Raw genomic sequence first — 20351 nt, 5'->3', positions numbered from 1 at the left:
CACACCAACGCAACACCACCGCCACACCACAGCGGCGCACCACGGAGCGGGCAGGCGGGAGGAACACACCTCCCACCCACCCGCTCCCTCACGCGTCCGTCCACACAGCAGGCGTAGCGGACGAGGCGGCCGGTGAGCCGCTTCAGCCGGCACCGCCCCGCCCCGCGTAGTAGTGGGTGAGCACCGCCTCGGCCCCGGAGCCCTGGGCGGTGACGATGCGTTGGTGGCGGGCCGACCGGAGGTCACCCGCGACCAGGAGGCGGGGATGCTGGGCCGCGGGCGGGCAGTAGCCGTCGGGACCGGGCGCGAGGTCGCCGTCGAGCGGCGCGGCACGGGAGCCGAGATTGCCGAACAGCGCCCGGGTCCGTACCTCGTGCACCCGGCCGTCGGTGCACCGCGCCGCGATCCGATAACCGCTGTCCAGGGACACCACGGTGGCGTGCTCGACCTCGTACAGCCGTACCCGGGCGTCGTCGGCGACCTCCGTCGTCTTGTACGCGTCTCCCGCGGGGTGCAGTACCTCCAGCCGCGCGGCGGTCTCGGGGCGGGTCCGCAGCCAGGTGCCGAGCGGGCGGTCGGCACCGAGCACCACTGCCGGATCCCCCGCCCCGACGTCCTCGGACCGCGCCCGCCACAACGAGGGCGGCCGCAGCCCCTCCGGGGCCTCGATCCACGCCGCGTGCCCGGGTGTCAGCGCTGTGGCCCCGGTGGCCACCAGCACGGCGGCCGCGGTGAGCGTGCGGCCGTCCGCGAGGACGGTCTCCGCCCGGCCCCGGTGGGCTCGTACCCGGAGGGCGCGCGCCTGCAGGAGGGTGCACCGACCGGTCTCCCGCACCCGATCGACGTCCGCGGCGAGCGCCCGGGCGAGGGCGGCGCCGTCGCTCCAGCCTCCGGGAACGTTCTCCAGCGCGCCGATGTCCCACGTCTTGCCGCCCACCCGGTCGGCCTCGACGAGGACCGTGCGCAGTCCCAGCCCAGCCGCCATGAGCACCGCCGCGACCCCTGCCGGTCCGGCGCCGACGACCACCAGTTCCGGCTCCACGCACACTCCCTCGTCCGCACACCGGCGCCGGGCCGCTCCCGGAGTGCCGTGCCCCACACGGTCCCATCCCGGACGCGAGCGGCCCGTGACCGGCTCCATCCGATCACCGGCTCGCCTCCGGTACACCGCCGTGCTCCCGGTCGCCGTTCCCGCCGGAGTCAGGTCGCGGCAGGTCCCCGGTCCGCCGGTCGCCGGCCGCGGGGGACAATCGTGCGGTGATGGACGACGACCCGTATCTGTGGCTGGAAGAGGTCGAGGGCGACGCCGCGCTCGGCTGGGTGCGCGAACGCAACGCGGAGACCGTGGCGGAACTGACCGCCGACCCCGGGTTCGAGACGCTGCGCGGGGAAGTGCGGGAGATCCTGGGCGATCCCGCGCGGATTCCGTACGTCAGGCGCCGCGGGCCGTTTCTTTACAACTTCTGGCGCGACGCCGACCACCTCCGAGGGATGTGGCGGCGCACCACCCTGGAGGAGTACCGGCTGCCGGAACCGCGCTGGGAGACGCTGCTGGACCTGGACGCGCTGGCCGCGGCCGAGGACGTGCCCTGGGTGTGGGCGGGCGCCTCGGTGCGGCGGCCGGATCGGAGGCGGGCGCTGGTGGAGCTGTCCCGGGACGGGGCGGACGCCGCCGTCGTACGGGAGTACGACCTGGAAGCCCGCGCGTTCGTGGAGGACGGGCGACACGGCTTCGCGCTGCCGGAGGCCAAGAGCTCGGTCGGCTGGATCGACGAGGACCACCTCTTCGTCGGCACCGACACCGGCCCCGGTTCGCTCACCGCGTCGGGCTATCCCCGCACGGTGCGGCGGTGGCAGCGCGGCACCCCGCTCGCCGAGGCCCCGGTGGTCTTCGAGGGGCGGGAGGAGGATGTGTCGGTCGCCGCCTGGCACGACCCCACCCCGGGGTTCGAGCGGAGCCTGGCCGCCCGGAACCGGGACTTCTGGCACCGCGAACTCTTCCTGCTGGGCCCGGACGACACCCCGGTGCGGATCGAGGTGCCGGACGACTCGCTGGCCCGGGTGCACCGCCAGTGGCTGCTGGTGCGGCTGCGCTCGCCCTGGCTGGAGCGGCCTGCCGGAGCGCTGCTGGCCTTCGACTTCGACGCGTTCCTGGGCGGCGAGCGGTCACACGAGGTGCTGTTCACGCCCGACGAGCGCACCGTCCTGGAGGGCTACGCCGCCACCAGGCGCCATATCGTCCTGGAGACCCTCACCGACGTCTCCTCCGGTCTGCATCTGCTGACCCCGAACGCGGGCGGCGGCTGGTCGCGCAGTCCGCTGGGGGAGGTGCCGCCGCTGTCGACGGCCACCGTGACCGCGACCGCTCCGGACGAGGAGGACGAGAACGCGGAGGAGGTCCTCTTCGACGTCGACGGGTACCTGCAGCCGTCCGCGCTGTGCCGGGTGGCGGCCGACGCGCCGCAACCGGAGACGCTGAAGCGGGCACCGACCCGCTTCTCCGCCGAGGGGCTGTGCGTACGGCAGCACTTCGCCGTCTCGGCGGACGGGACCCGGGTGCCCTACTTCGTCGTCGGACCGGACCACCGGGAGGGCCCGGAACCGACGCTGCTGTACGGCTACGGCGGGTTCGAGGTGTCGCTCACCCCCTCCTACTCGGCGGTGACGGGCCGGACGTGGCTGGAGCGCGGCGGCACCTACGTGGTCGCGAACATCCGCGGCGGCGGCGAGTACGGTCCCGCGTGGCACCGCGCCGCGCTCGGTGCCGAACGGGACCGGGCCTTCGAGGACTTCGCCGCTGTCGCACGGGACCTGACGGCTCGGGGCATCACCGTTCCGGAGCGGCTCGGTATCGCCGGGGGCAGCAACGGGGGCCTACTGACGGGCGTGATGCTCACCCGCTGCCCCGAGCTCTTCGGTGCGGTGGTCGCCGAGGTGCCGCTGCTGGACATGCTGCGCTTCCACAAGCTTCTCGCCGGCAATTCCTGGATCGCCGAGTACGGCGACCCCGACGACCGTGACGAGCGGGCGCACCTGCGACGCTGGTCGCCGTACCACAATCTGGCCGCCGACCGCCGGTACCCGCCGCTGCTGCTGACCACCTCGACCCGTGACGACCGGGTCCACCCGGGCCACGCGCGGAAGATGGCCGCTCGGATGCGCGACCTGGGACTACCGGTCCGGTATTACGAGAACACCGGGGGCGGGCACGCGGGTGCCGCCGACCACGAACAGGCCGCCTTCGTCGAGGCCCTGGTCCACACCTTCCTCTGGACCACCCTGAGCGGCCCGGGCAGGGTTCCGGACTGAGCCGGGGCCCGGACTGAGCCGGGGCCCGGCGCCTCAGCCCAGGTGCGCCCGGAGTGCCTCGCGGACGGCGTCCGGGCCGGGCGCCTCGGCGGCCCACGCCGCGTACCCGTCGGGGCGGACCAGGAGGGCCGTGCGACGGTCGCTCGCCCAGTGCCGTACGGCCAGTGGGCCGGTTCCCCCGGCAGCCGGGGGCGTGGCCGCCTTCGGGGCGATCAGCACGAACCGGCCGCCGCGCAGGGCCTCGTGGAGGCGGCCGCCGCCCGCGAGGCGCACGTCGGGGACGCGGCGGCCGGTGAGCCGGTGGGAGCCGCGCGGCGCCGGGTAGCGGTAGCCGATGCCGGTGATCCGTCCGGTGACCGCGCGGCGGACCGGGCCGACGGTGTCGAGGACGGTGGTCAGGACCCCGCGCGCGGCACGCGCCCAGGGGGTCTTGGCCATGGCGAGCCGGACGATTCCGCCGCTGCTGCGCAGGACGGAGGCCCCGACGGGGTGCCGTTCGGAGTGGTAGGTGTCGAGCAGTGCGTCGGCGGCGTGCCCGTCCGCGACCCGGGCGAGCTTCCAGCCGAGGTTCGCCGCGTCCTGCAACCCGGTGTTCATGCCCTGGCCTCCGGCGGGAGTATGGACGTGGGCGGCGTCGCCCGCCAGGAATACCCGGCCGACCCGGTAGGCGGGCGCCTGGCGTTCGTCGCTGTGGAAGCGGGACATCCAGCGTGCGTCGTACATCCCGAAGTCCCGCCCCAGTGCGCGGCGGGTGAGGTCCTTGACCTCGTCGAGTGCGACCGCCTCGTGGTCGGGGAGGGCTCGGCCGCGGTGCCATCCGATGACCCGGTGGTAGCCGTCGCCGAACGGCGCGATGAACGCGAAGGCGTCCCCGACGGCGTTGACGGTGAGGAGCGACTCGGGCTGCTCGGCCAGTCGCACATCGGCCAGCACGACGGAGCTGATGACGGAACGGCCGGGGAAGGGGAGCCCGATCGCCTCGCGTACGGCGCTGCGCATGCCGTCGGCGCCGACCACGTAGGAGGCTCGGAGGGTCCCGGAATCCGCGGCCGGTCCGCGTACGTGGACCGCCACGCCGTCCGTGTCCTGGGTCAGACCGGTCAGTTCGGTCTCGTACCGGAAGTCGACACCGGCGTCGACGGCGCGCCGGTGCAGGACCTTCTCGACCTCGTACTGCGGGAGGACCAGGAGGTGGTTGAAGCGACTGGGAAGAGTGTCCAGCCCGATGGTCAGCCTTCCGAAGAGGCGCAGCCGCTCCAGAGGCCGGCCGACGGCCTCCAGGTCGTCGGCGAGTGCCCGCGCGTCGAGGAGTTCGAGGGTGCGGGCGTGCAGGACGAAGGCGCGGGAGAGGTTGCTGATCCCCGCACCGCGCTTCTCCAGGAGCGTCACCGGGAGGCCCGCAGCGGCCAGGTCACCGGCGAGGAGGAGGCCGGTGGGGCCTGCGCCGACCACGATCACGGTGCGGGTGCCGGGGGTGGTGGCGGATTCAGTCGTGCTGCTCATCAGGACCTCCTGGACTGCCAACGACTGTTGGCCAACACTCGTTGACCACACGGCGGCAACGTTAGGACCCGGGGCAGGAGTCGTCAACACTTGTTGGCCAACGCACGTTGGCATATGCTCGCCGACGTGACGCGAAGCAAGCCCCCCGCCCCCGCCGCCCCGCGGCGCTCCGCGACGACCCGGACCGCCATCCTCGAAGCCGCCCGCGAGCGCTTCGCCGCCGACGGGTACGAGCGGGCGACGATCCGCGCCATCGCCCGGGACGCCGGCATCGATCCGTCCATGGTGATGCGCTACTACGGCAACAAGGAGGGGCTGTTCGCCGCCGCCGTCACCGTGGACCTGGAACTGCCGGATCCGGGCGCCCTGCCGCGCGAGCGCATCGGACACACCCTGGTGGCGCACTTCCTGGGGATCTGGGAAGGCGACGGAGAGCTCACGGCGCTGCTCCGGGTCGGCGCGACCAACGAGGCCGGAGCGCAGCGCATGCAGCGCATCTTCCAGGAACAACTCCTCCCCGTCGTCCGGGAGATGCACCCCGACCCGGAGCAGGCACCGGTACGGGCCGCGCTGGCCGCCTCCCAACTGCTGGGCCTCGGGCTGACCCGCTACGTGCTGCGGCTGCCACCGGCCGTGGCACTGGAGCGGGAGGAGATCGTGGCATGGCTGGGGCCCACACTGCAGCGCTATCTGACCGCGGCCCACCCGTAGGCGACCGCGGACGGGCCTCTTCGGCGCCCGGCGGCGCCCGGCGGGGCCGCACCGGGGCCGACGGGCACCTGAGCGGCGGCCTCGAGGCCGCCGGGAGCCGCCGCCCCTCAGGCCGCTCCGGACACGCTCCCGGAGACAGCGGCCCGGGAGGCCGCCTCACCCGTCCCTGCGCCCGCCTGCCCCCGGACACCTGCCAGCACCTCGGCCGCGGCCACCCCCGAAGCGGCGCTGGCGCCGTGGGTGTAGATCTGCGCGGCCCCCTCGGCGGTGTCACCGGGCAATCCCATCTCCACCACGATCGCGTCCGGTCGCGCGGCGGTGAGCGCGGCGGCCGCCCGGCTCATCCACGCGTGCCGGGACGCGTCCCGGACCACCACGACCAGCGGCCGCCCCGCGGCGGGCGCCAGCGCACAGCCCTCCAGTGTGACGGCGCGCTCCTGCAGTTCGTCGCCGCGCACCCGCGCGGACGTCGTACCCGGAAGCCGCTCCTGCAGCGGAGCTGCGACGCCCCACGGGGTCTGCTTGCCGACGGCCATGTTGGTGACCGGCACCAGCTCCACCACGTGCGGCGCGGCGCGCAGGGGCAGACTCTCCCCGGCCGCCCCGCCGAGCCGGACGGCACGGCGGGCGGCGACGTGACCGATGTCCTCACCCGCTCCCCGGGCACTCCGGTCCGCGCGCAGCCGCGCCGACCAGTCGGCGAACTCCGCGACCCGGGCCGCAGCTTCGGCCAGCCGCTCCCCGGACAGGCCACCGTCGGCGACGGCACCGGCCAGCGCGTCGACCAGCTGCCCCACCGTGGCCTCCTCGGCGCTCTCCCCGCCGACGCAGATGGCGTCCACCCCGGCCGCGACGGCCCGCACCGTTGCTCCCTCGATCCCGTAGCGCCGGGTGACGGCACCCATTTCGATGGCGTCGCTGACGATCAGGCCGTCGAATCCCAGCTCCTGCCGCAGCAGCCCTTCGAGCACGGGCCGGCTGAGGGTGGCCGGGAGTTCGGGGTCGTAGGCGGGGACCAGCAGATGACCGCTCATCACCGCGCGGACACCGGCCTGAAGCGCCGCCCGGAAGGGGGGCAGCGCCTGCGCGGTGATCTCGGCCGCGGCGGCACCGTAGGTGGGCAGCTCGTGGTGCGAGTCGGCGGCGACGTCCCCGTGCCCGGGGAAGTGCTTGACGCAGGCGGCCACGCCGGAGGACTGGAGTCCGCGGATCCACCCGGCGGTGTGGCGGGAGACCAGCTCGGGGAACGCGCCGAAGGACCGGACCCCGATGACGGGGTTGTCGGGGTTGGAGTTGACGTCCGCGCTGGGTGCGTAGTCCAGGCTCACTCCGGCGGAGCGCAGTTGGCGGCCCAGGTCGGCGGCGACGGCCTCGGTCAGCTCCGGGTCGTCGACGGTGCCGAGGGCGAAGTTGCCCGGCCGCGTCGAGCCGGTCGCCCACTCCATCCTGGTGACGTCGCCCGCCTCCTCGTCGATGGCGACGACGAGGTCGGGGTTCTCCGCGCGGAGCCGGGCCGTCAGCCGGGCGACCTGGTCGGGCGAGGCGATGTTGCGGGAGAAGAGCACGACGGACGCCAGCCCGTCGCCGATCTCGCGCAGGATCCAGTCGGGCGCCTCGGTGCCGACGAATCCCGGCTGCAGGACGGAGAGCGCGAGTCGGCGCAACTCGCTGCTGTGTTTCTTGGCGGACATCGACCGCGCCTTTCGGTGAGACGGGTACGTCAGCGGCGGCAGGGAACGGTCTCCGCGCCGCCGATCATCTTGGTATAGACCAACGCTGTACGCCCCAGATTAACCACACGCGTCAAGGAGTGCCTCCGCACTTCGGAGGACCGCGCCCCGGCACCGCACGGCGCGATACCGCCACCGGGCTCCGGGCCGACGGGAGTTGACATTCGATTTGGTCTAGTCCAACTTTGGTGGGGCGCGAGCCAAAGGAGAGACACATGTGGCACGCGTTCCGTTTCGCAGCGGAGCGCCCCGCATCGCTGCGCCTCCGGACCGTCGCAACGTGACCCGCCCGTGGACCAGGGGACGGTCGCGGGCGCCCGCCGTCCGCGACCGGCGACCGGCGACCGGCGACCGGCGCCGAGCGCCCCGTCGTACCTCGCCCTCCGCGCCGCAACCCGGCCGCGAACCGCACCCCTGCCAGCCGGCCGGTCACCTGCCACCGCACACCCACCGGACGTACGACTACCGCACACCCACCGGCCGTACGGCTGCCGCTCGCCCTCCCGGGGACGGCAGTGAGCACCTGGAGTACCGCATGGCGACGTCTGACCCCTACCTCTATCGAGCCGCATCGAACATCCCCTACTTCAGCACGGACGGCGACACCTACCTGGCGCGGACGCCGCTGCGCGAGCTCCGCAAGACCCGCCCCCTGCGGGTGCTGTCCGAGGAGGACTTCACCTTCTGGCAGACCTTCGGCTACATCGTGGTGAAGCAGGCGATCCCCGCTTCGTCCGCACGGCGCCTGCTGGACTTCGCCTGGGACTTCCAGGGACTCGACCCGGACCGCCCGGAGACCTGGTACCAGGAGCGCACCTTCCGCTCCGACCTGGAACGGGAGCTGCACATCTACGGGTTCGTCGAGGCCTACCACCACCAGCTCATCTGGGACAGCCGCCAGACTCAGCGGGTGTACGACGCCTTCGTCGACGTGTGGGACTGCGAGGAGCTGTGGGTCACCCTGGACCGGCTCAACCTCAATCCGCCCAACATCCGCAACCGGGACCGGGCCCTGATCGAGCGCCGGGAGCGGGGCTTCGACATCGAACTCCACTGGGACATCGACACCTCGCTCGGCGTCCCGCCGCAGCGGGTGCAGGGCATCATCGCGCTCAACGAGACCGAACCGACCCTGGGCGGCTTCCAGTGCTGCCCCGAACTCTTCCGGCGGTTCGACCGGTGGAAGGCCCTGCAGCCGGAGGACCGCGACCCGATCCGGCCCGCGGTCGACCGGCGGGAGATGCCCGTGGTGCGGCCCGAACTCGCGGCCGGTGACCTGCTGATCTGGAACGGGCTGCTCGCGCACGGAGTCTCGCCCAACGCCTCCGAACAGGGGGTGCGCTCGGTCCAGTACCTGTCGATGATGCCCGCGCTGGAGAGCCACCGCGGCCTGCGGCGGTCGCGGACCGACTCCTGGCGCCACCTGAGCACCCCGGACTGGAACCCGACCCTGGTCGGTGATCCGGACCGGCACGAGTCCCAGCGGTACGGCCCGGCCGAACTCACCGGACTGGGCGCCAAGCTGTTGGGGCTGGAGTCCTGGCACGGCCCGCAAAGCGGCGCCGGCACCGGCACCGGCGCCCGCGAAGGCACCAACGAGAGCGAAGGCACCGAGACCACCGCGGCCACCGGGGAAGAGACATGCGCCGTATCTGTCTGACCCTGCCCACCAACAGGCCCTGCGCCGCCACGATCGCAGCCGTCGGCGCGGAGGCCGTCTACGCCGCCGCGCACTTCGGCATCGAGGTCCGGCTGCTGATCCTCGACTCCTGCTCCGCGGCCGTGTACGCCGAACACGCCGCGGCCGTGCGGAACCTGCCGCCCTCCCCCGGAGTCACCGTCCACCACCTGGACGAGGGCCGGCAGGCCGACTTCCTGCGGCGGGTGACCGAGCGCACCGGGTACGCCGAACCCGCTCTGCTGCGCGAACTGCTGCTGCCCGAAGCGCTCTCCTACGGCGCCTGCACCGACCGCGCCTTCCTGCTCGCCGCCGCGCTCGGCTGCGAGTCGGTGCACCGCAGGGACTCCGACAGCCGGTACCAGACCGTGGACGGCTCCCCCGTCTTCCCCGTGCACCAGGAGCTGATGTCGCTGGGCGAGCGGGCCGGTGACGCTGCGGCGCACGTGGCGGAGACCGCGCTGGCGGCGGAGCACATCGGCAGGCGCATCGCGCTGGTGGGCGGTTCGTTCATCGGGGCACCGTCGGTGGACCTCGGGGACATGCCGAGCACCGCCCCGGACATCCACCACGAGGTCGTCGCCCTGTGGGCGCCCGCGCACTGGTCCACTCGGCAGAAGCGGGAGCTGGTGCGGGAGTCGTTCCTGGGCGCCGGCACCCGGCCCTTCGAGCGGGACCACTCGCTGCTGACGCTGGTGGACCCGATGCGGGTGGACATGTGCAACGTCAGCTTCCACGGCGTGCACGAAAGGGTGCCGCTGCCGCCGGCACGGGACACCATCGGCAGCGACTACTTCCTGCTCCACCTCGTCCGTCACGCCGGGCTGCCCGGTGTGCTGCACAACCGGAACATCATCAACTACCACACCACCGAGCGGCGCACGGACCAGGGCTTTCTCGCCTACCAGCGGCGCTTCACCAAGTTCCTGCTGTCGATGCTCTACTTCCACTCCCTCTACGAGGCGATGGCCCGCGCGGGCGACGCGCTGCTCGACGGCGACGGGCAGGTGCGCGGCTCCGCGATCGCCGAACTCGCCGACCGGAGCACCGCACTGGACCAGCGGGAGAACGTCCAGCGGCTCGACACGCTGGAGACGGCCTACCGCAGGCTGGGCGGCCGCTACGCGACCGTCGCCGACCAGTTGAGCACCGACCGGGAGCAGCTGCTGGACGAGGCACGCAGCGACATCGCGGACTTCGCGCTGCTGACCGGGGCATGGGCGGAACTGGTCGCCGCCGCCCGGCGCACACCGGTGACCGCCGAGCCGGAGGTGAGCCACCGATGAGCACGGACACCCCGGTGCGGCCCGGGCCGGCCCTCCCGGACGCCGCCGCCCCCGGTGCGCACCCGGCCACGGCGCTCACCGCGGCGCTCACCGCGGCGGACACCGACCGGATCGTCTTCGACCTGGCGGGCATCGCGCGCAGCTACGACACCCTGTGCCGGGAACTGCCCGGCGTCCGGGTCCGGTTCGCGATGAAGGCGTGCCCGGTGGAGGAGGTGCTGGCCGTACTGGCGCGCAGGGGCGCGGGGGTCGACGCCGCCGGACCGAACGAGGTGCGGCAGGCGCTGCGGGCGGGGGTGCCGGCCGGGCGGATGCACTACGGGAACACCGTCAAGTCCGACGCGGACATCGCCGCCGCGTACCGGCTCGGTATCCGGCAGTTCGCCACCGACAGCCTGGAGGACGTGGCCGCCGTCGCCGCCCACGCCCCCGGATCGCGGGTCTTCTGCCGGGTGCTGACCAGCGGCGAGGGTGCCGTGTGGGGGTTCGGCACCAAGTTCGGGTGCCCGCCGGGCGAGGCAGCGGCGGTGCTGGAGGCCGCCCGGGCCGCGGGGCTGGTGCCCTCGGGTCTGTCGGTGCACGTCGGATCCCAGCAGATGACGGCAGAGGCGTGGCGTGGCGCTCTGCAGGAGCTGGACGGGGTGCTGCGCACCCTGGTCGGGCGGGGCATCCGCCCCGAACTCGTCAACCTCGGCGGCGGGCTGCCCGCGCTCGGATATCTCGACCGGCACGGGCGGCCCCTCGAACCGCCACTGGACAGGATCTTCGCGGTGCTGCGGGAGGGCATGACCCAGCTGCGGCGCACCGCGGGCGGCTCCCTGGAGTTCGTGGTGGAGCCGGGGCGCCATCTCGTCGCCGACCACGGGGCGATCCGGGCCCGGGTCAGCCGCCTCGCCAGACGCCACGGGCCGGACGGCGAGGAGCAGTACTGGCTGTATCTGAGCTGCGGCAAGTTCAACGGCCTCTACGAGATGGACGCTGTGCAGTACCGGCTGGTCTTCCCGGGGCACGCCTCCGGCCCTCAGGTGCCCGCGGTGGTCGCGGGCCCCACCTGCGACAGCGACGACGCCTACTCCGCCGAGCACGGGCTGGTGCCGGTACCGAGGGCGCTGGCGTCGGGCGATCCGGTCTGGGTGCTGTCCTGCGGCGCGTACGCGACCAGCTACACCACCCGCGGGTTCAACGGGATCGCCCCGCTCCCCCACCACTGCACGCCCGCGCCGGGCCGGCCGGCCGGGCAGCGGGCGGCACCGGAGAGCACCTCCGTCGCGGAGGAGGTGCTCGATGGCTGAGCCGGTGCGCTCGACGGCCGAGCGGGCGCGCCGCGACGCCAACGTCCGCATCCGCCCCATCGTGGAAGGCGACTGGGACGCCCTCGCGGAACTGGAGCGGGACGCCTACGGCAGCATCGGCCTCTCCGAGGGGCGGGCCGCGCTGCAGGCGCGGGCGAACGCCTCACCGGCCACCTGCTTCACGCTGGATCTCGGCCTGCGGACCGTCGGCTATGTGCTGGCGCTGCCCTACCCCGCCTTCCGCTACCCCGGCCTGGAGCGGACGGACGAGGCTTCGCACACCGTCCCCTCGGCGGCGGGCAACCTCCATCTGCACGACATCGTCGTCGCCGGGCCGCTGCGCCGCAGGGGTCTGGCGCAACACCTCCTGCGCCACCTCGGCCGGATCGCCCGGGCACGCGGGGACGAACGCATCTCGCTGGTCTCCGTCGGCGGCAGTGAAGGGTTCTGGTCGGCGCGGGGGTTCGTGCCGCATCCGCACGTCGTCCCCGCCGGGAGCGGATACGGCCTGGGTGCGGTGTACATGTCCAAGCCGGTCCGCGCTCCCGGCACCCCGTCCGCTCCGAGGAGCGCACCAAGGCGCGGCCCGGCGATGCATCACGAGGTGAGTTGATGCACGTGTCCACCGCAGCCGGTTCGTTCCTCAGAGCCCAGACGGCGATCGCCGCGCTGTTCTGCTCCCTGGGATTCCAGTACGCCACCTGGGCCTCCCGGATCCCGGCGCTCAAGAGCGGACTCGGCCTGACCGCCGCCCAGGTCGGCATGCTGCTGATGGCCGCCGGGGTCGGTGCAGCAGTGTCCTTCCCGCTGGTGGCCGTGCTGATGAGACGGCTGGGCTCGCTGCGGCTCGCGCTGCTCTCCCACCTGTGCCTGACGCTGCTGCTGCCGGCGCTGGCGGCGGCGCCCGACTACCCGGTCGCGCTGCTGGTGCTGTGCGTCGACGGGGTCTTCGTCGGATGCCTCAACGTCGCGATGAACGCGCAGGGGGCGGCGCTGGAGGAGCGGTTCGGGCGCAACGCCATGGCGCGGCTGCACGCGGTCTTCAGCGGCGGGTCTCTGCTGGCGGCCCTGCTCGCCTCGGCCATGAACGCGCTGACCCCGTCGGTGGGGGCGCACTTCGGTGCCGCGGCGGCCGTCCTGCTGGTGCTGGGCGGATACGCGCGGACCGGGTTGCCGGCGGACGGCGGTGCCACCGCGGAGGCGGAGAAGCCCGGCCGCGGCCGTTGGGCGCCGCCGTCCCGGGTGACGCTGTGGATGTGCTGCGCCATGGTGCTCGGTACGGTCACCGAAGCGGCCATGAACGACTGGTCCACGCTCTATCTGCGGGATGTCGCCGAGGCGTCGGCCGAGATCGCGCCGCTGGGGATCGCGGTGGTCTCGGGGATGATGGTCCTGGCGCGGCTGTTCGCCGACGGCTGGCGCAACCGCTGGGGCGACCGGCGGGTCGTCCTCCTGGGCAGCGCCCTGGCGGGTGCCGGGCTGGCCTGCGCGCTCGCGGCCGGCGGTGTGGTACCGGCCCTGGCGGGGTTCGCGTGCGTGGGCCTGGGCATCGCCGCGGTCACCCCCTGCGTGTACGCGGCCGCGGCCAGGGCGGGCTCGGACGCGCTGACGCTCGTCGCCGCCATGGGGACGACCGGGCTGCTGGCCGGGCCGCCCCTCATCGGCTTCATCGCGAGCGCGAGCAGTCTGGCCTGGGGCATGGCGACGGTCGCCGCCTCGGCTGTGGTGGTGTCGCTGTGCAGCACCCGGATCCGGTGGACCCCGCAGGTGACCACCACGTCCGGCTGAACCCCGCCGTACCGCACCGGGCGCCCCCGGCCGCGGCCCGTACCCACCGGGCTACGCGCCCGTGGGACGCAGCAGGAGCAGCGCGATGTCGTCGGTGACCGGCACCTGCCGCGCGGAGGGGTCGGCGAGGGCGTCGGCGAGGGCATCGAGGTCGGACTCGGTGGCCTCGGCCAGTCGGCGGGCCAGTGCGGCGGTGCACGCTCCGATGTCCGCCCCGGGGACCTCGACGAGCCCGTCGGTGTAGAGGGCCAGGACGGATCCGGGTTCGAGCGGGACGCGGACCGTGGAGTAGGCGCTGCCCGGCTCGATGCCGAGCAGCAACCCGGGGGGCAGGTCGAGGATCTCGGTACGGCCGTCCGGGTGGCGCAGCAGGGGCGGCGGATGTCCCGCCGTGGCAAGGCTGACCTCGTTCCGCGCCAGGTCGAGGTGCGCGTACAGGCAACTGGTGAACAGGCCGGTGTCCAGGTCGATGAGGAGTCGGTTGGTGCGGGCGAGGATCTCACCGGGGGGCGCGCCGCCGGTCGCGTGGGTGTGGACAGCTGTGCGCACCTGCCCCATCAGCGCGGCTGCTGTGGTGTTGTGTCCCTGGACGTCGCCGATGGCGGCGGCGGCGCATCCGGGGCCGCTGCGGACGAGGTCGTAGAAGTCGCCCCCGATGTCCAGTCCGCGTCCGGCGGGCAGATAGCGGGCGGCGACCTCCAGCGACGGGATGCGGGCCAGGCTGTGCGGCAGCAGTCCGGTCTGCAGGCTGTGGGCCAGGTGCCGCTGGGTGTCGTAGAGCCGGGCACGGTCGAGCGCCTGTGCGATCAGTCCGGCCAGGGAGGTGAAGAGGGCCCGTTCCGGAGAGGTGAAGGAATGGGGCTGGTCGTAGGCGAGCACGAGGGTGCCGATGGGCCTGCCGGACGCGGTCAGCGGCAGGAACGCCCAGGCGGACATCCCGTCCCGCTGGGCGTTGTGCGCGTGAGCCCGCTCCAGGTCGGCGGCGCTCGCGAAGAAGGCCGGGACGCCGGAAGCCAGGACGCGTGCCGCGGGTGCTCCGGAGGAGAGCGGCACCGCGTCCGAACGCTCCATCGCCTCGGCCCCGAAGCCGCGGTGCCCGACGATGTGGAGACGCCCCTCCTCGGCCGTCAGCAGGGCCATGGCGCCCGGGCCGAAGGCGGGCACGAGCTGGTCGGCGACGAGTTCCACGACGTCGGCGACACCGACCGCCTCACTGAGCACGGCCGCCAGATGGGTGAGGTGGTAGAGGGCGGCGGCGCCGCCCGGCGGGCTCGCCTCGGCCGGTGGCTGGTCCGGCGGTTGGAGGGCCTGCTCGGTGGCGGCGGGTGTGATGTGCACGCTCACCCCGCCCTCGCCGGGGAACAGCCGGAAGGAGAGCCAGGTGTCGGGTGGACGCCGCGCGGTGAAGGTCGTGGGCTGCCGGGCGATCACCGCGGCCCGGTACCGGTCCTCGAACACCGGATCGTGCAGCCACGGCAGCGACTCCCAGGGCCGGGTTCCCAGCAGCGACTCCGCATCGGCACCCACCAGCGCCGCTGCCGCCGGATTGAGGAGGACGATCCGGCCCTCCACGTCCAGGGAGCAGCAGCCGTCCGGGAGGCGTTCGAGGAACGTGAAGGCGGCCACGGCCTCGGCGGGTCCGGGTTCACGCGGCGGCCCCGGCTCCAGCAGCCGGGGTTCGTCCCCGGGCAGCAGCGGACGGCCGGTGTCGGCGGCCTGCCGCAGGACGCGGCTCGCGCTGCGGCAGCTGGCCCCCATGACGTGGCGTTCGTGGGTGCTCAGCTGCGTCGGGTGGGCGGACGGCCACAGCAGCACGATGCCGCCGCGCGCCGAACCGGAGGTGAGGATGGGTGCGGCGGCCAGCCGGAAGTCGTAGGGCAGCACCAGGCCGACTCTCGGATAGCGGCGGGCCATCTCCTCCTGGCTGGCCAGCCACACGATCCGCCGCTGGCGCATCGCGACGGCCACCGGGATCGGTGCCTCCAGCGGCACCCGGGCCCACGGCGCGGCGATCCGCCGGGAGACCCCGACCACCACGGCGAGGCGGAGCACCCGCTCGCCGGGCGGCAGCAGGTACAGCAGCCCCATCGAGGCGCCGGTGGCAGCCATCGCCTCGGACATCACCGCGTCCAGCCGCCCCCAGTCGGGTTCGTCGGCTTCAGCGGACCGCACCGTATCGCTCACACCGCTCCCGGAACTGGACGCAGGTAGCCAGGGCAGCCGGTGCGGCGCACTGTGCGCACCCGGCCGCCGCCTGACATTGTTCCGGTACAGGTCCGCGCTCCGGTGGCGGCGCACCGACGGGCGGCCAGGTAGCCGCGCGGGCGGGAGACCGGAGGGCGCCGCCGGACACGGCGCCGCCCGCGCGTGTCACCGGACCGGATGGGCCGGGCGGGATCCCGGGGGACGGCGGTACGCGGTCCGGCATCCGTGCTGCCACGGGGCTCCCGCACCCCCGCCGGCCGGACGCGCGTGCGACCTCCCGGGGCGGCGCAATCGGGCGGGGCGCGGGCTCCGGATCCCCAGAGCGGTCCGGCTGCCCGGCAGGCATCCCTCCCCGTCCGCGCGGCCCGCGCGGACGCTCTGGCCCGGGCCCCACAATTCCGGGCACCTTCCGGGAATCACCCCTGTTACGTCCGGTAACTTCCGGGCAATACCGGGCTTGCTGTTTCAGCCGGGAACCAGCGAGCACGCGTACTGCTGTTCCACGCCAAACCGGCGTGCCCCACGAACAGTTGGAGGATCACATGCACTCCCGGCCGAGACACCGCACTCGACGTACGGTCACCCTGGCCGCCTCCGTACTGCTGGCCGGGGCCGTGACGGCACCGGTCGCCCAAGCCGCCCCGCCGAGCGGCGGAGGCGGACCGCGACACTGCACCCTCGACCTCAACACCGGCGCCGAGCGCTGCTTCGCCGACTTCACCGCGGCAGTCGAGCACGCCAGCGACGGACGCATCGACGACGCTCCCGCCTCCGCCCGCGCGGCGGCCCACGACAGCGGGCTCCGTGCCCGGGCCCGGTCGCTGGCGGCGGACAGCGACCGGCAGGCCGACGGCGTCATCCAGGGCACCTTCTTCGAGGACGTCGACTTCGGCGGCGACTCGCTGACCATCACCGGCGAGGGCCTGTGCGAGAAGGACGGCTGGGTCGACTACCAGTACGACCTGCAGGACGCCTGGAAGAACCGCATCTCCTCGGTGCAGCCCTGGGGCAACTGCTGGCTCTGGCTCTACCCCGAGCCCGACCTCGGCGGCGACCGGGACGGACCGTTCAAGGAGAACACCGCGGACATCGGCTCGTTCATGAACGACCGCACGCAGTCCATCGGGTTCAGCTGACGCCGAGGGGAGGGACGGGCGCCCGGTGCACTCCGCCCTGCCCCGCCACCGCCCCGGCACTCTTCCGCCGCCCCCACCTTCCGTGAGGAGAAGCCCCCATGAACCAGCGCGTCAAGTGGTCCGTCCTGTTCGCAGCCCTGGCCACCGCGGGCAGCGCCGCGCTCGCCCCCGGCGTGGCGCAGGCCGACGACAATCCGCCGACCATCCGCGAACTGCTCGACAAGTGCGACAACGGCACCGACGTCTGCGTCTTCCACCCGGACGGGCCGCCCCGCGACTCGATGGGCGAGGCGCACCAGGTCGGCGACAGCGCCTTCAACTGCACCCAGGACCTGCAGCGCTCGACCGTCGGCTGGTCCGACACCACCAGCGAGAGCAACAGCGTGGGCGTGTCGCTGAGCGCGGAGTACGGCTTCGCCGAGGTGTTCAAGGTCAGCATCGAGACGAACTACCAGCACACCTGGGAGAGTTCGCACACCGAGACGGACCAGACGAACATCGACGTCCGGCCGGGTGAGGTCGGCTGGGTCACGCGCGAGGCGCAGCTGCAGACCGTCAGCGGGCAGTACGAGATGCACTTCCCCGACCGGTTCCACGGCCACTACATCTGGTACGTCCCCTTCGAGGCCACCGGCCCGGCACCGGACGCGCCCAGCACCAAGACCCAGCACACCCGCCAGATGACCGACGACGAGCGGGCCCAGCACTGCGGCTGACGCCGCGCGCCTTCCCCGGCCGGTCCCCGGTACGCCGAACAGGGGGACCGGCCGGGGCCACTCGGGCGGTCGGCCGCGGAGTGCCGTACCACAGCATGGGTGATACCCGGCGAGGCTCTCCGGTGCCGGGGGCCGGGCGCGGTACCCCTGTGGCATGACCGATCCGGAGCACTACGCGCTGGCCATGGCACACCGATCCGCACCGTCCGGCGACCCGGAGCCGGCCCCCGAGCGCCACGCGGCGGCGCCCCGCACCGGCACCGAGCCGGACGAGAAGGCGCCCGCACCGCAGCACACGGCGGCCCCGCCCCGAATCGGTCCTCTCAACCCGCCGACGTAGCAGCGGAGACGAACGCCAGCACCACGTTGTGGCCGCCGAATCCGCAGGAGTTGCTGAGGGCCAGTCCCACGGGCCGCGCACGCGCGGTCCCGTGCACGAGGTCGAGCTCCCGGGCCCCGGGGTCGGCCCCGCGGAAGTTGGCGGTCGGCGGTACCGTTCCGCGCTGCACGGCCAGCACGGTCAGCGCCGCCTCCACGGCACCGGCCGCGCCCATCATGTGCCCGGTGACCCCCTTGGTCGAGGTGACCGCTGCACCACTGCCGAAGAGGGAGTGCAGCACGGCCCCCTCGGTACGGTCGTTGAGCGGGGTTCCGGTGCCGTGGGCATTGACGTGGTCCACGTCCGCGCGGGCGGCACCGGCCCGGTCCAGCGCCTGCTCCGCCGCTCTCCGCAGCCGGCGGCCCTCCGGCTCCGGCGCCACCGTGTGGTGCGCGTCGGCGGACGAACCGTGCCCGGCGAGCAGGGCGCGGACGGGGGCACGCCGTGCCGCCGCGTCCGCGGCGCGCTCCAGCACCAGCGCTCCGGCGCCCTCCGCCAGCACGAAGCCGTCCCGCTCGGCGTCGAACGGGCGCGAGGCGCCGGCCGGATCACCGACCCGGCGGGAGAGGGCGCCCGCCCGGGCGAAGGCCGTCGCGCACAGCGGGGTCACCATGGCGTCGCTGCCGCCGGCGACGGCGATGTCGCAGGCGTCGGCGTCCAGCAACATGGCCGCGACGGCCACCGCGGTCGCACCCGAGGCGCAGGCCGTCGCGGTGTGCAGTACCGGTCCGTGCACTCCCAGGTCGATGGCGAGCCGGCCGGCGGCCATGTTCGGCAGGAAGGCCGGCAGGGTGAGCGGGGAGACCGCACGGTGCCCGGTGGTGAGGAACCTGTGGTGCTGCTCCTCGTAGGTACCCACGCCGCCGGCCGCCGAGCCCAGGACCACCGCGACCCGTGCGCCGTCCCAGGAGCGCGGCTCCAAGGCGGCGTCCCGCACCGCCTCCCGCGCCGCCACCAGGGCGAACTGGGTGAACCTGTCGTCCCGCCAGGGCTGGGCGCCGCCCACGTGCCGACGGGGCTCGAACCCCTCGACCCGGCACGAGAGCCCGACCGGCGCCCCGGCGAGTGCGGGGTCCTCCGCCGCGGTGGCCCGGCCCGAGCACACCCGCCGCCAGGTCTGCTCGGTTCCCAGGCCCGCCGGAGTCACCAGGCCCAGACCGGTCACTGCCGCGGCACCGCCGCCGCTCACTCCGGCGTCCCCTGCCCGGCGGACCGCTGCGCCCCGTTCTGCAGCTTCCGCACCAGTGCCGCGACGTCCTCGGGGGTGGCCTCGCCGGTGACGGCGTCGTCGGGCGGGCCGACGGCGTACCGCTCCTGGAGCGTGACCAGGAGCTCGGTGACGGCCAGGGAGTCCAGGCCGAGTTCGGTCAGGGTCGTGCCGGGCGAGATGCCCTCGGCGGGGATGTCGAACTTCTCGGTGAGCACAGTGATCACATGGTCGTGGACGGAGTCCATGGCGCTTCCTCCCGCTGCTGTCGGTTCTGTGGCAGGTCCGTGTCGTGGGGCAGGTCCGTGTCGTGGGGCAGGTCCGTGTCGTGGGGTGACCGGTCCTCGGCCGAAGTGGCGGGACCGGCTGGGGGGGTCGGCGCACGCCCGGGCTCCGGGCCAGGTCAGGGCGATCGACCCCCAGGTGAGCCCGCCCCCGAAGGCGGTCAGGAGGGTGGGGGCACCCGGCCGCACCACGCCGCGGGCCGCGGTGTCGGCCAGCGCCAGCGGAACGGAGGCGGCCGCGGTGTTGCCGACGTCGCGGATGTTGCCGAACCGGCGCTCGGCCGCGACGCCGAGCCGGTCGCCGACCGTGTCCAGAATCCGCTGGTTGGCCTGGTGCCCGATGAACGCGCCGAGCGTCGATGCCCGCCAGTCCGCCCGCCGCAGAGCGGTACGGGACGACTCCGTCATCCGGCGCACCGCGTGCGCGTACACCTCCCTCCCCCGCATCCGCAGATACCGGTCCTCCCGCGGCGGCCGGTCCGCGGCACCGGACGCGGCGGAACCGCCCGCGGCGATGGCGATCAGATCGCTTCCCGCACCGTCCGCCCCCAGGTCCCAGGCGAGCACCTCGCCCGGTTCCCCGCGTTCTCCGGCGCGCAGCAGCACGGCGCCCGCGCCGTCGCCGAAGACGACGGCGGTGTCCCGGTCCCGGGGGTCGACGATGCTGGAGTAGGTCTCCGCGCCGATGACCAGGGGCCGTTCACAGAGCCCGGCCCGGACCAGCCCGGTGGCCACGGTCAGCGCGTAGACGAACCCCGAGCAGACCGCTGCCAGGTCGAAGGCGGGGACGGGCCCCAGACCGAGCCGGTGCGCCACCTCCGGAGCCGTCGCGGGGCAGCGCCGGTCCGGTGTCGTCGTGGCCAGGAGCACCAGGTCGGGAGCGGCGCCGCCCGCCGACTGGAGCGCGGCCCCTCCGGCGGCCGTCGCCAGGTCCCCGGTGGCGATGCCGGGGCCCGCGCGGCGGCGGCGCGCGATGCCGGTACGCGAGCGGATCCACTCGTCGCTGGTGGCGAGGTCCCCCTCGCGCGCCACATCCGCGTTGCTCCGCTCCGCGGGCGGCAGCGAGGCGCCGATGCCGCACACCACACCGGACCGTCCGTCGTGCTGGGGTGTCCGGGACGCCACCG

16 protein-coding genes are annotated in these 20351 nt (G+C 74.1%); 10 read left to right on the top strand and 6 right to left on the bottom strand.

The annotated features are described in order from the left end of the window. Positions 1–142 precede the first annotated feature (142 nt). Positions 143–1042 carry an FAD-dependent oxidoreductase gene (locus tag ACFYNS_RS13315; protein WP_360291036.1) on the bottom strand — a complete coding sequence of 300 codons (900 nt, stop codon included), beginning with the start codon at positions 1040–1042 and terminating at the stop codon, positions 143–145. Between the two features lie 218 nt (positions 1043–1260). Here ACFYNS_RS13315 and ACFYNS_RS13310 point away from each other — a divergent pair, with 218 nt between their 5' ends. Next, positions 1261–3309 (top strand): prolyl oligopeptidase family protein, encoded by a 2049-nt coding sequence (locus ACFYNS_RS13310; RefSeq protein ID WP_388602646.1) that lies wholly within the window; start codon positions 1261–1263, stop codon positions 3307–3309. A gap of 33 nt (positions 3310–3342) precedes the next feature. Here the strand turns inward: ACFYNS_RS13310 and ACFYNS_RS13305 are convergent, their stop codons facing one another. Continuing rightward, positions 3343–4812 (bottom strand): FAD-dependent monooxygenase, encoded by a 1470-nt coding sequence (locus ACFYNS_RS13305; RefSeq protein ID WP_388602643.1) that lies wholly within the window; start codon positions 4810–4812, stop codon positions 3343–3345. A 114-nt stretch (positions 4813–4926) separates the two neighbouring features. Between ACFYNS_RS13305 and ACFYNS_RS13300 the strand changes: the two genes are divergently transcribed. Further along, entirely contained in the window at positions 4927–5523 is a 597-nt protein-coding gene (locus ACFYNS_RS13300; protein ID WP_360291090.1) for a TetR family transcriptional regulator, read from the top strand. A gap of 107 nt (positions 5524–5630) precedes the next feature. On the opposite strand, the gene ACFYNS_RS13295 is transcribed toward ACFYNS_RS13300, so the two are convergent. Then, complete coding sequence (locus ACFYNS_RS13295; RefSeq protein WP_360291027.1) at positions 5631–7214, bottom strand: glycoside hydrolase family 3 N-terminal domain-containing protein; 1584 nt, start codon at positions 7212–7214, stop codon at positions 5631–5633. Between the two features lie 574 nt (positions 7215–7788). Between ACFYNS_RS13295 and ACFYNS_RS13290 the strand changes: the two genes are divergently transcribed. The 5 genes from ACFYNS_RS13290 to ACFYNS_RS13270 are packed head-to-tail and all read left to right on the top strand — an operon-like array spanning position 7789 to position 13297. Further along, positions 7789–8913 carry a phytanoyl-CoA dioxygenase family protein gene (locus tag ACFYNS_RS13290; RefSeq protein WP_388602641.1) on the top strand — a complete coding sequence of 375 codons (1125 nt, stop codon included), beginning with the start codon at positions 7789–7791 and terminating at the stop codon, positions 8911–8913. Next, complete coding sequence (locus ACFYNS_RS13285; protein WP_360291021.1) at positions 8895–10217, top strand: DUF6271 family protein; 1323 nt, start codon at positions 8895–8897, stop codon at positions 10215–10217. Before ACFYNS_RS13290 ends, ACFYNS_RS13285 begins: the two co-directional genes overlap by 19 nt. Then, positions 10214–11509 (top strand): type III PLP-dependent enzyme, encoded by a 1296-nt coding sequence (locus tag ACFYNS_RS13280; protein WP_388602638.1) that lies wholly within the window; start codon positions 10214–10216, stop codon positions 11507–11509. Before ACFYNS_RS13285 ends, ACFYNS_RS13280 begins: the two co-directional genes overlap by 4 nt. Beyond that, on the top strand, positions 11502–12122 hold the full coding sequence (locus ACFYNS_RS13275) for a GNAT family N-acetyltransferase (protein ID WP_388602636.1): 621 nt from the start codon (positions 11502–11504) through the stop codon (positions 12120–12122). Before ACFYNS_RS13280 ends, ACFYNS_RS13275 begins: the two co-directional genes overlap by 8 nt. Next, complete coding sequence (locus tag ACFYNS_RS13270; RefSeq protein WP_388602634.1) at positions 12122–13297, top strand: MFS transporter; 1176 nt, start codon at positions 12122–12124, stop codon at positions 13295–13297. Before ACFYNS_RS13275 ends, ACFYNS_RS13270 begins: the two co-directional genes overlap by 1 nt. A gap of 51 nt (positions 13298–13348) precedes the next feature. Here the strand turns inward: ACFYNS_RS13270 and ACFYNS_RS13265 are convergent, their stop codons facing one another. Next, entirely contained in the window at positions 13349–15418 is a 2070-nt protein-coding gene (locus ACFYNS_RS13265) for a SpoIIE family protein phosphatase (RefSeq protein ID WP_388602669.1), read from the bottom strand. A 626-nt stretch (positions 15419–16044) separates the two neighbouring features. On the opposite strand from ACFYNS_RS13265, the gene ACFYNS_RS13260 reads away from it, so the two are divergent. From ACFYNS_RS13260 to ACFYNS_RS13250, 3 genes are all read left to right on the top strand, one after another. After that, positions 16045–16638 carry a hypothetical protein gene (locus ACFYNS_RS13260; RefSeq protein WP_360291010.1) on the top strand — a complete coding sequence of 198 codons (594 nt, stop codon included), beginning with the start codon at positions 16045–16047 and terminating at the stop codon, positions 16636–16638. Positions 16639–16736: 98 nt separating this feature from the next. Then, a complete protein-coding gene (locus ACFYNS_RS13255) occupies positions 16737–17354 on the top strand; it encodes a hypothetical protein (RefSeq protein WP_360291007.1) in 618 nt (205 codons plus the stop codon). 154 nt (positions 17355–17508) lie between these two features. Continuing rightward, positions 17509–17694, top strand: a complete 186-nt coding sequence (locus ACFYNS_RS13250) for a hypothetical protein (RefSeq protein ID WP_360291004.1) — start codon at positions 17509–17511, stop codon at positions 17692–17694. On the opposite strand, the gene ACFYNS_RS13245 is transcribed toward ACFYNS_RS13250, so the two are convergent. Beyond that, entirely contained in the window at positions 17678–18922 is a 1245-nt protein-coding gene (locus ACFYNS_RS13245; RefSeq protein WP_388602632.1) for a beta-ketoacyl-[acyl-carrier-protein] synthase family protein, read from the bottom strand. The genes ACFYNS_RS13250 and ACFYNS_RS13245 overlap by 17 nt on opposite strands. Beyond that, on the bottom strand, positions 18919–20349 hold the full coding sequence (locus tag ACFYNS_RS13240) for a beta-ketoacyl-ACP synthase 3 (protein WP_388602630.1): 1431 nt from the start codon (positions 20347–20349) through the stop codon (positions 18919–18921). The genes ACFYNS_RS13245 and ACFYNS_RS13240 overlap by 4 nt, the downstream gene beginning before the upstream one ends. Between the last annotated feature and the right edge of the window lie 2 nt (positions 20350–20351).

Origin of the sequence: Streptomyces sp. NPDC006925 (genome assembly GCF_042869575.1) — a bacterium.
Taxonomy (GTDB): Bacteria; Actinomycetota; Actinomycetes; order Streptomycetales; family Streptomycetaceae; genus Streptomyces.
Note: the sequence above shows the minus strand (reverse complement) of the source record. Positions and strands in the feature narration are given on the sequence as shown.

Coding starts and splice junctions, on each gene's coding strand:
- ACFYNS_RS13275 (WP_388602636.1), top strand. CDS start 11,502: ATGGCTGAGCCGGTGCGCTCGACGGCCGAGCGGGCGCGCCGCGACGCC.
- ACFYNS_RS13260 (WP_360291010.1), top strand. CDS start 16,045: ATGCACTCCCGGCCGAGACACCGCACTCGACGTACGGTCACCCTGGCC.
- ACFYNS_RS13250 (WP_360291004.1), top strand. CDS start 17,509: ATGACCGATCCGGAGCACTACGCGCTGGCCATGGCACACCGATCCGCA.
- ACFYNS_RS13280 (WP_388602638.1), top strand. CDS start 10,214: ATGAGCACGGACACCCCGGTGCGGCCCGGGCCGGCCCTCCCGGACGCC.
- ACFYNS_RS13270 (WP_388602634.1), top strand. CDS start 12,122: ATGCACGTGTCCACCGCAGCCGGTTCGTTCCTCAGAGCCCAGACGGCG.
- ACFYNS_RS13285 (WP_360291021.1), top strand. CDS start 8,895: ATGCGCCGTATCTGTCTGACCCTGCCCACCAACAGGCCCTGCGCCGCC.
- ACFYNS_RS13265 (WP_388602669.1), bottom strand. CDS start 15,418: ATGTCCGAGGCGATGGCTGCCACCGGCGCCTCGATGGGGCTGCTGTAC.
- ACFYNS_RS13295 (WP_360291027.1), bottom strand. CDS start 7,214: ATGTCCGCCAAGAAACACAGCAGCGAGTTGCGCCGACTCGCGCTCTCC.
- ACFYNS_RS13310 (WP_388602646.1), top strand. CDS start 1,261: ATGGACGACGACCCGTATCTGTGGCTGGAAGAGGTCGAGGGCGACGCC.
- ACFYNS_RS13290 (WP_388602641.1), top strand. CDS start 7,789: ATGGCGACGTCTGACCCCTACCTCTATCGAGCCGCATCGAACATCCCC.
- ACFYNS_RS13300 (WP_360291090.1), top strand. CDS start 4,927: ATGCTCGCCGACGTGACGCGAAGCAAGCCCCCCGCCCCCGCCGCCCCG.
- ACFYNS_RS13255 (WP_360291007.1), top strand. CDS start 16,737: ATGAACCAGCGCGTCAAGTGGTCCGTCCTGTTCGCAGCCCTGGCCACC.
- ACFYNS_RS13305 (WP_388602643.1), bottom strand. CDS start 4,812: ATGAGCAGCACGACTGAATCCGCCACCACCCCCGGCACCCGCACCGTG.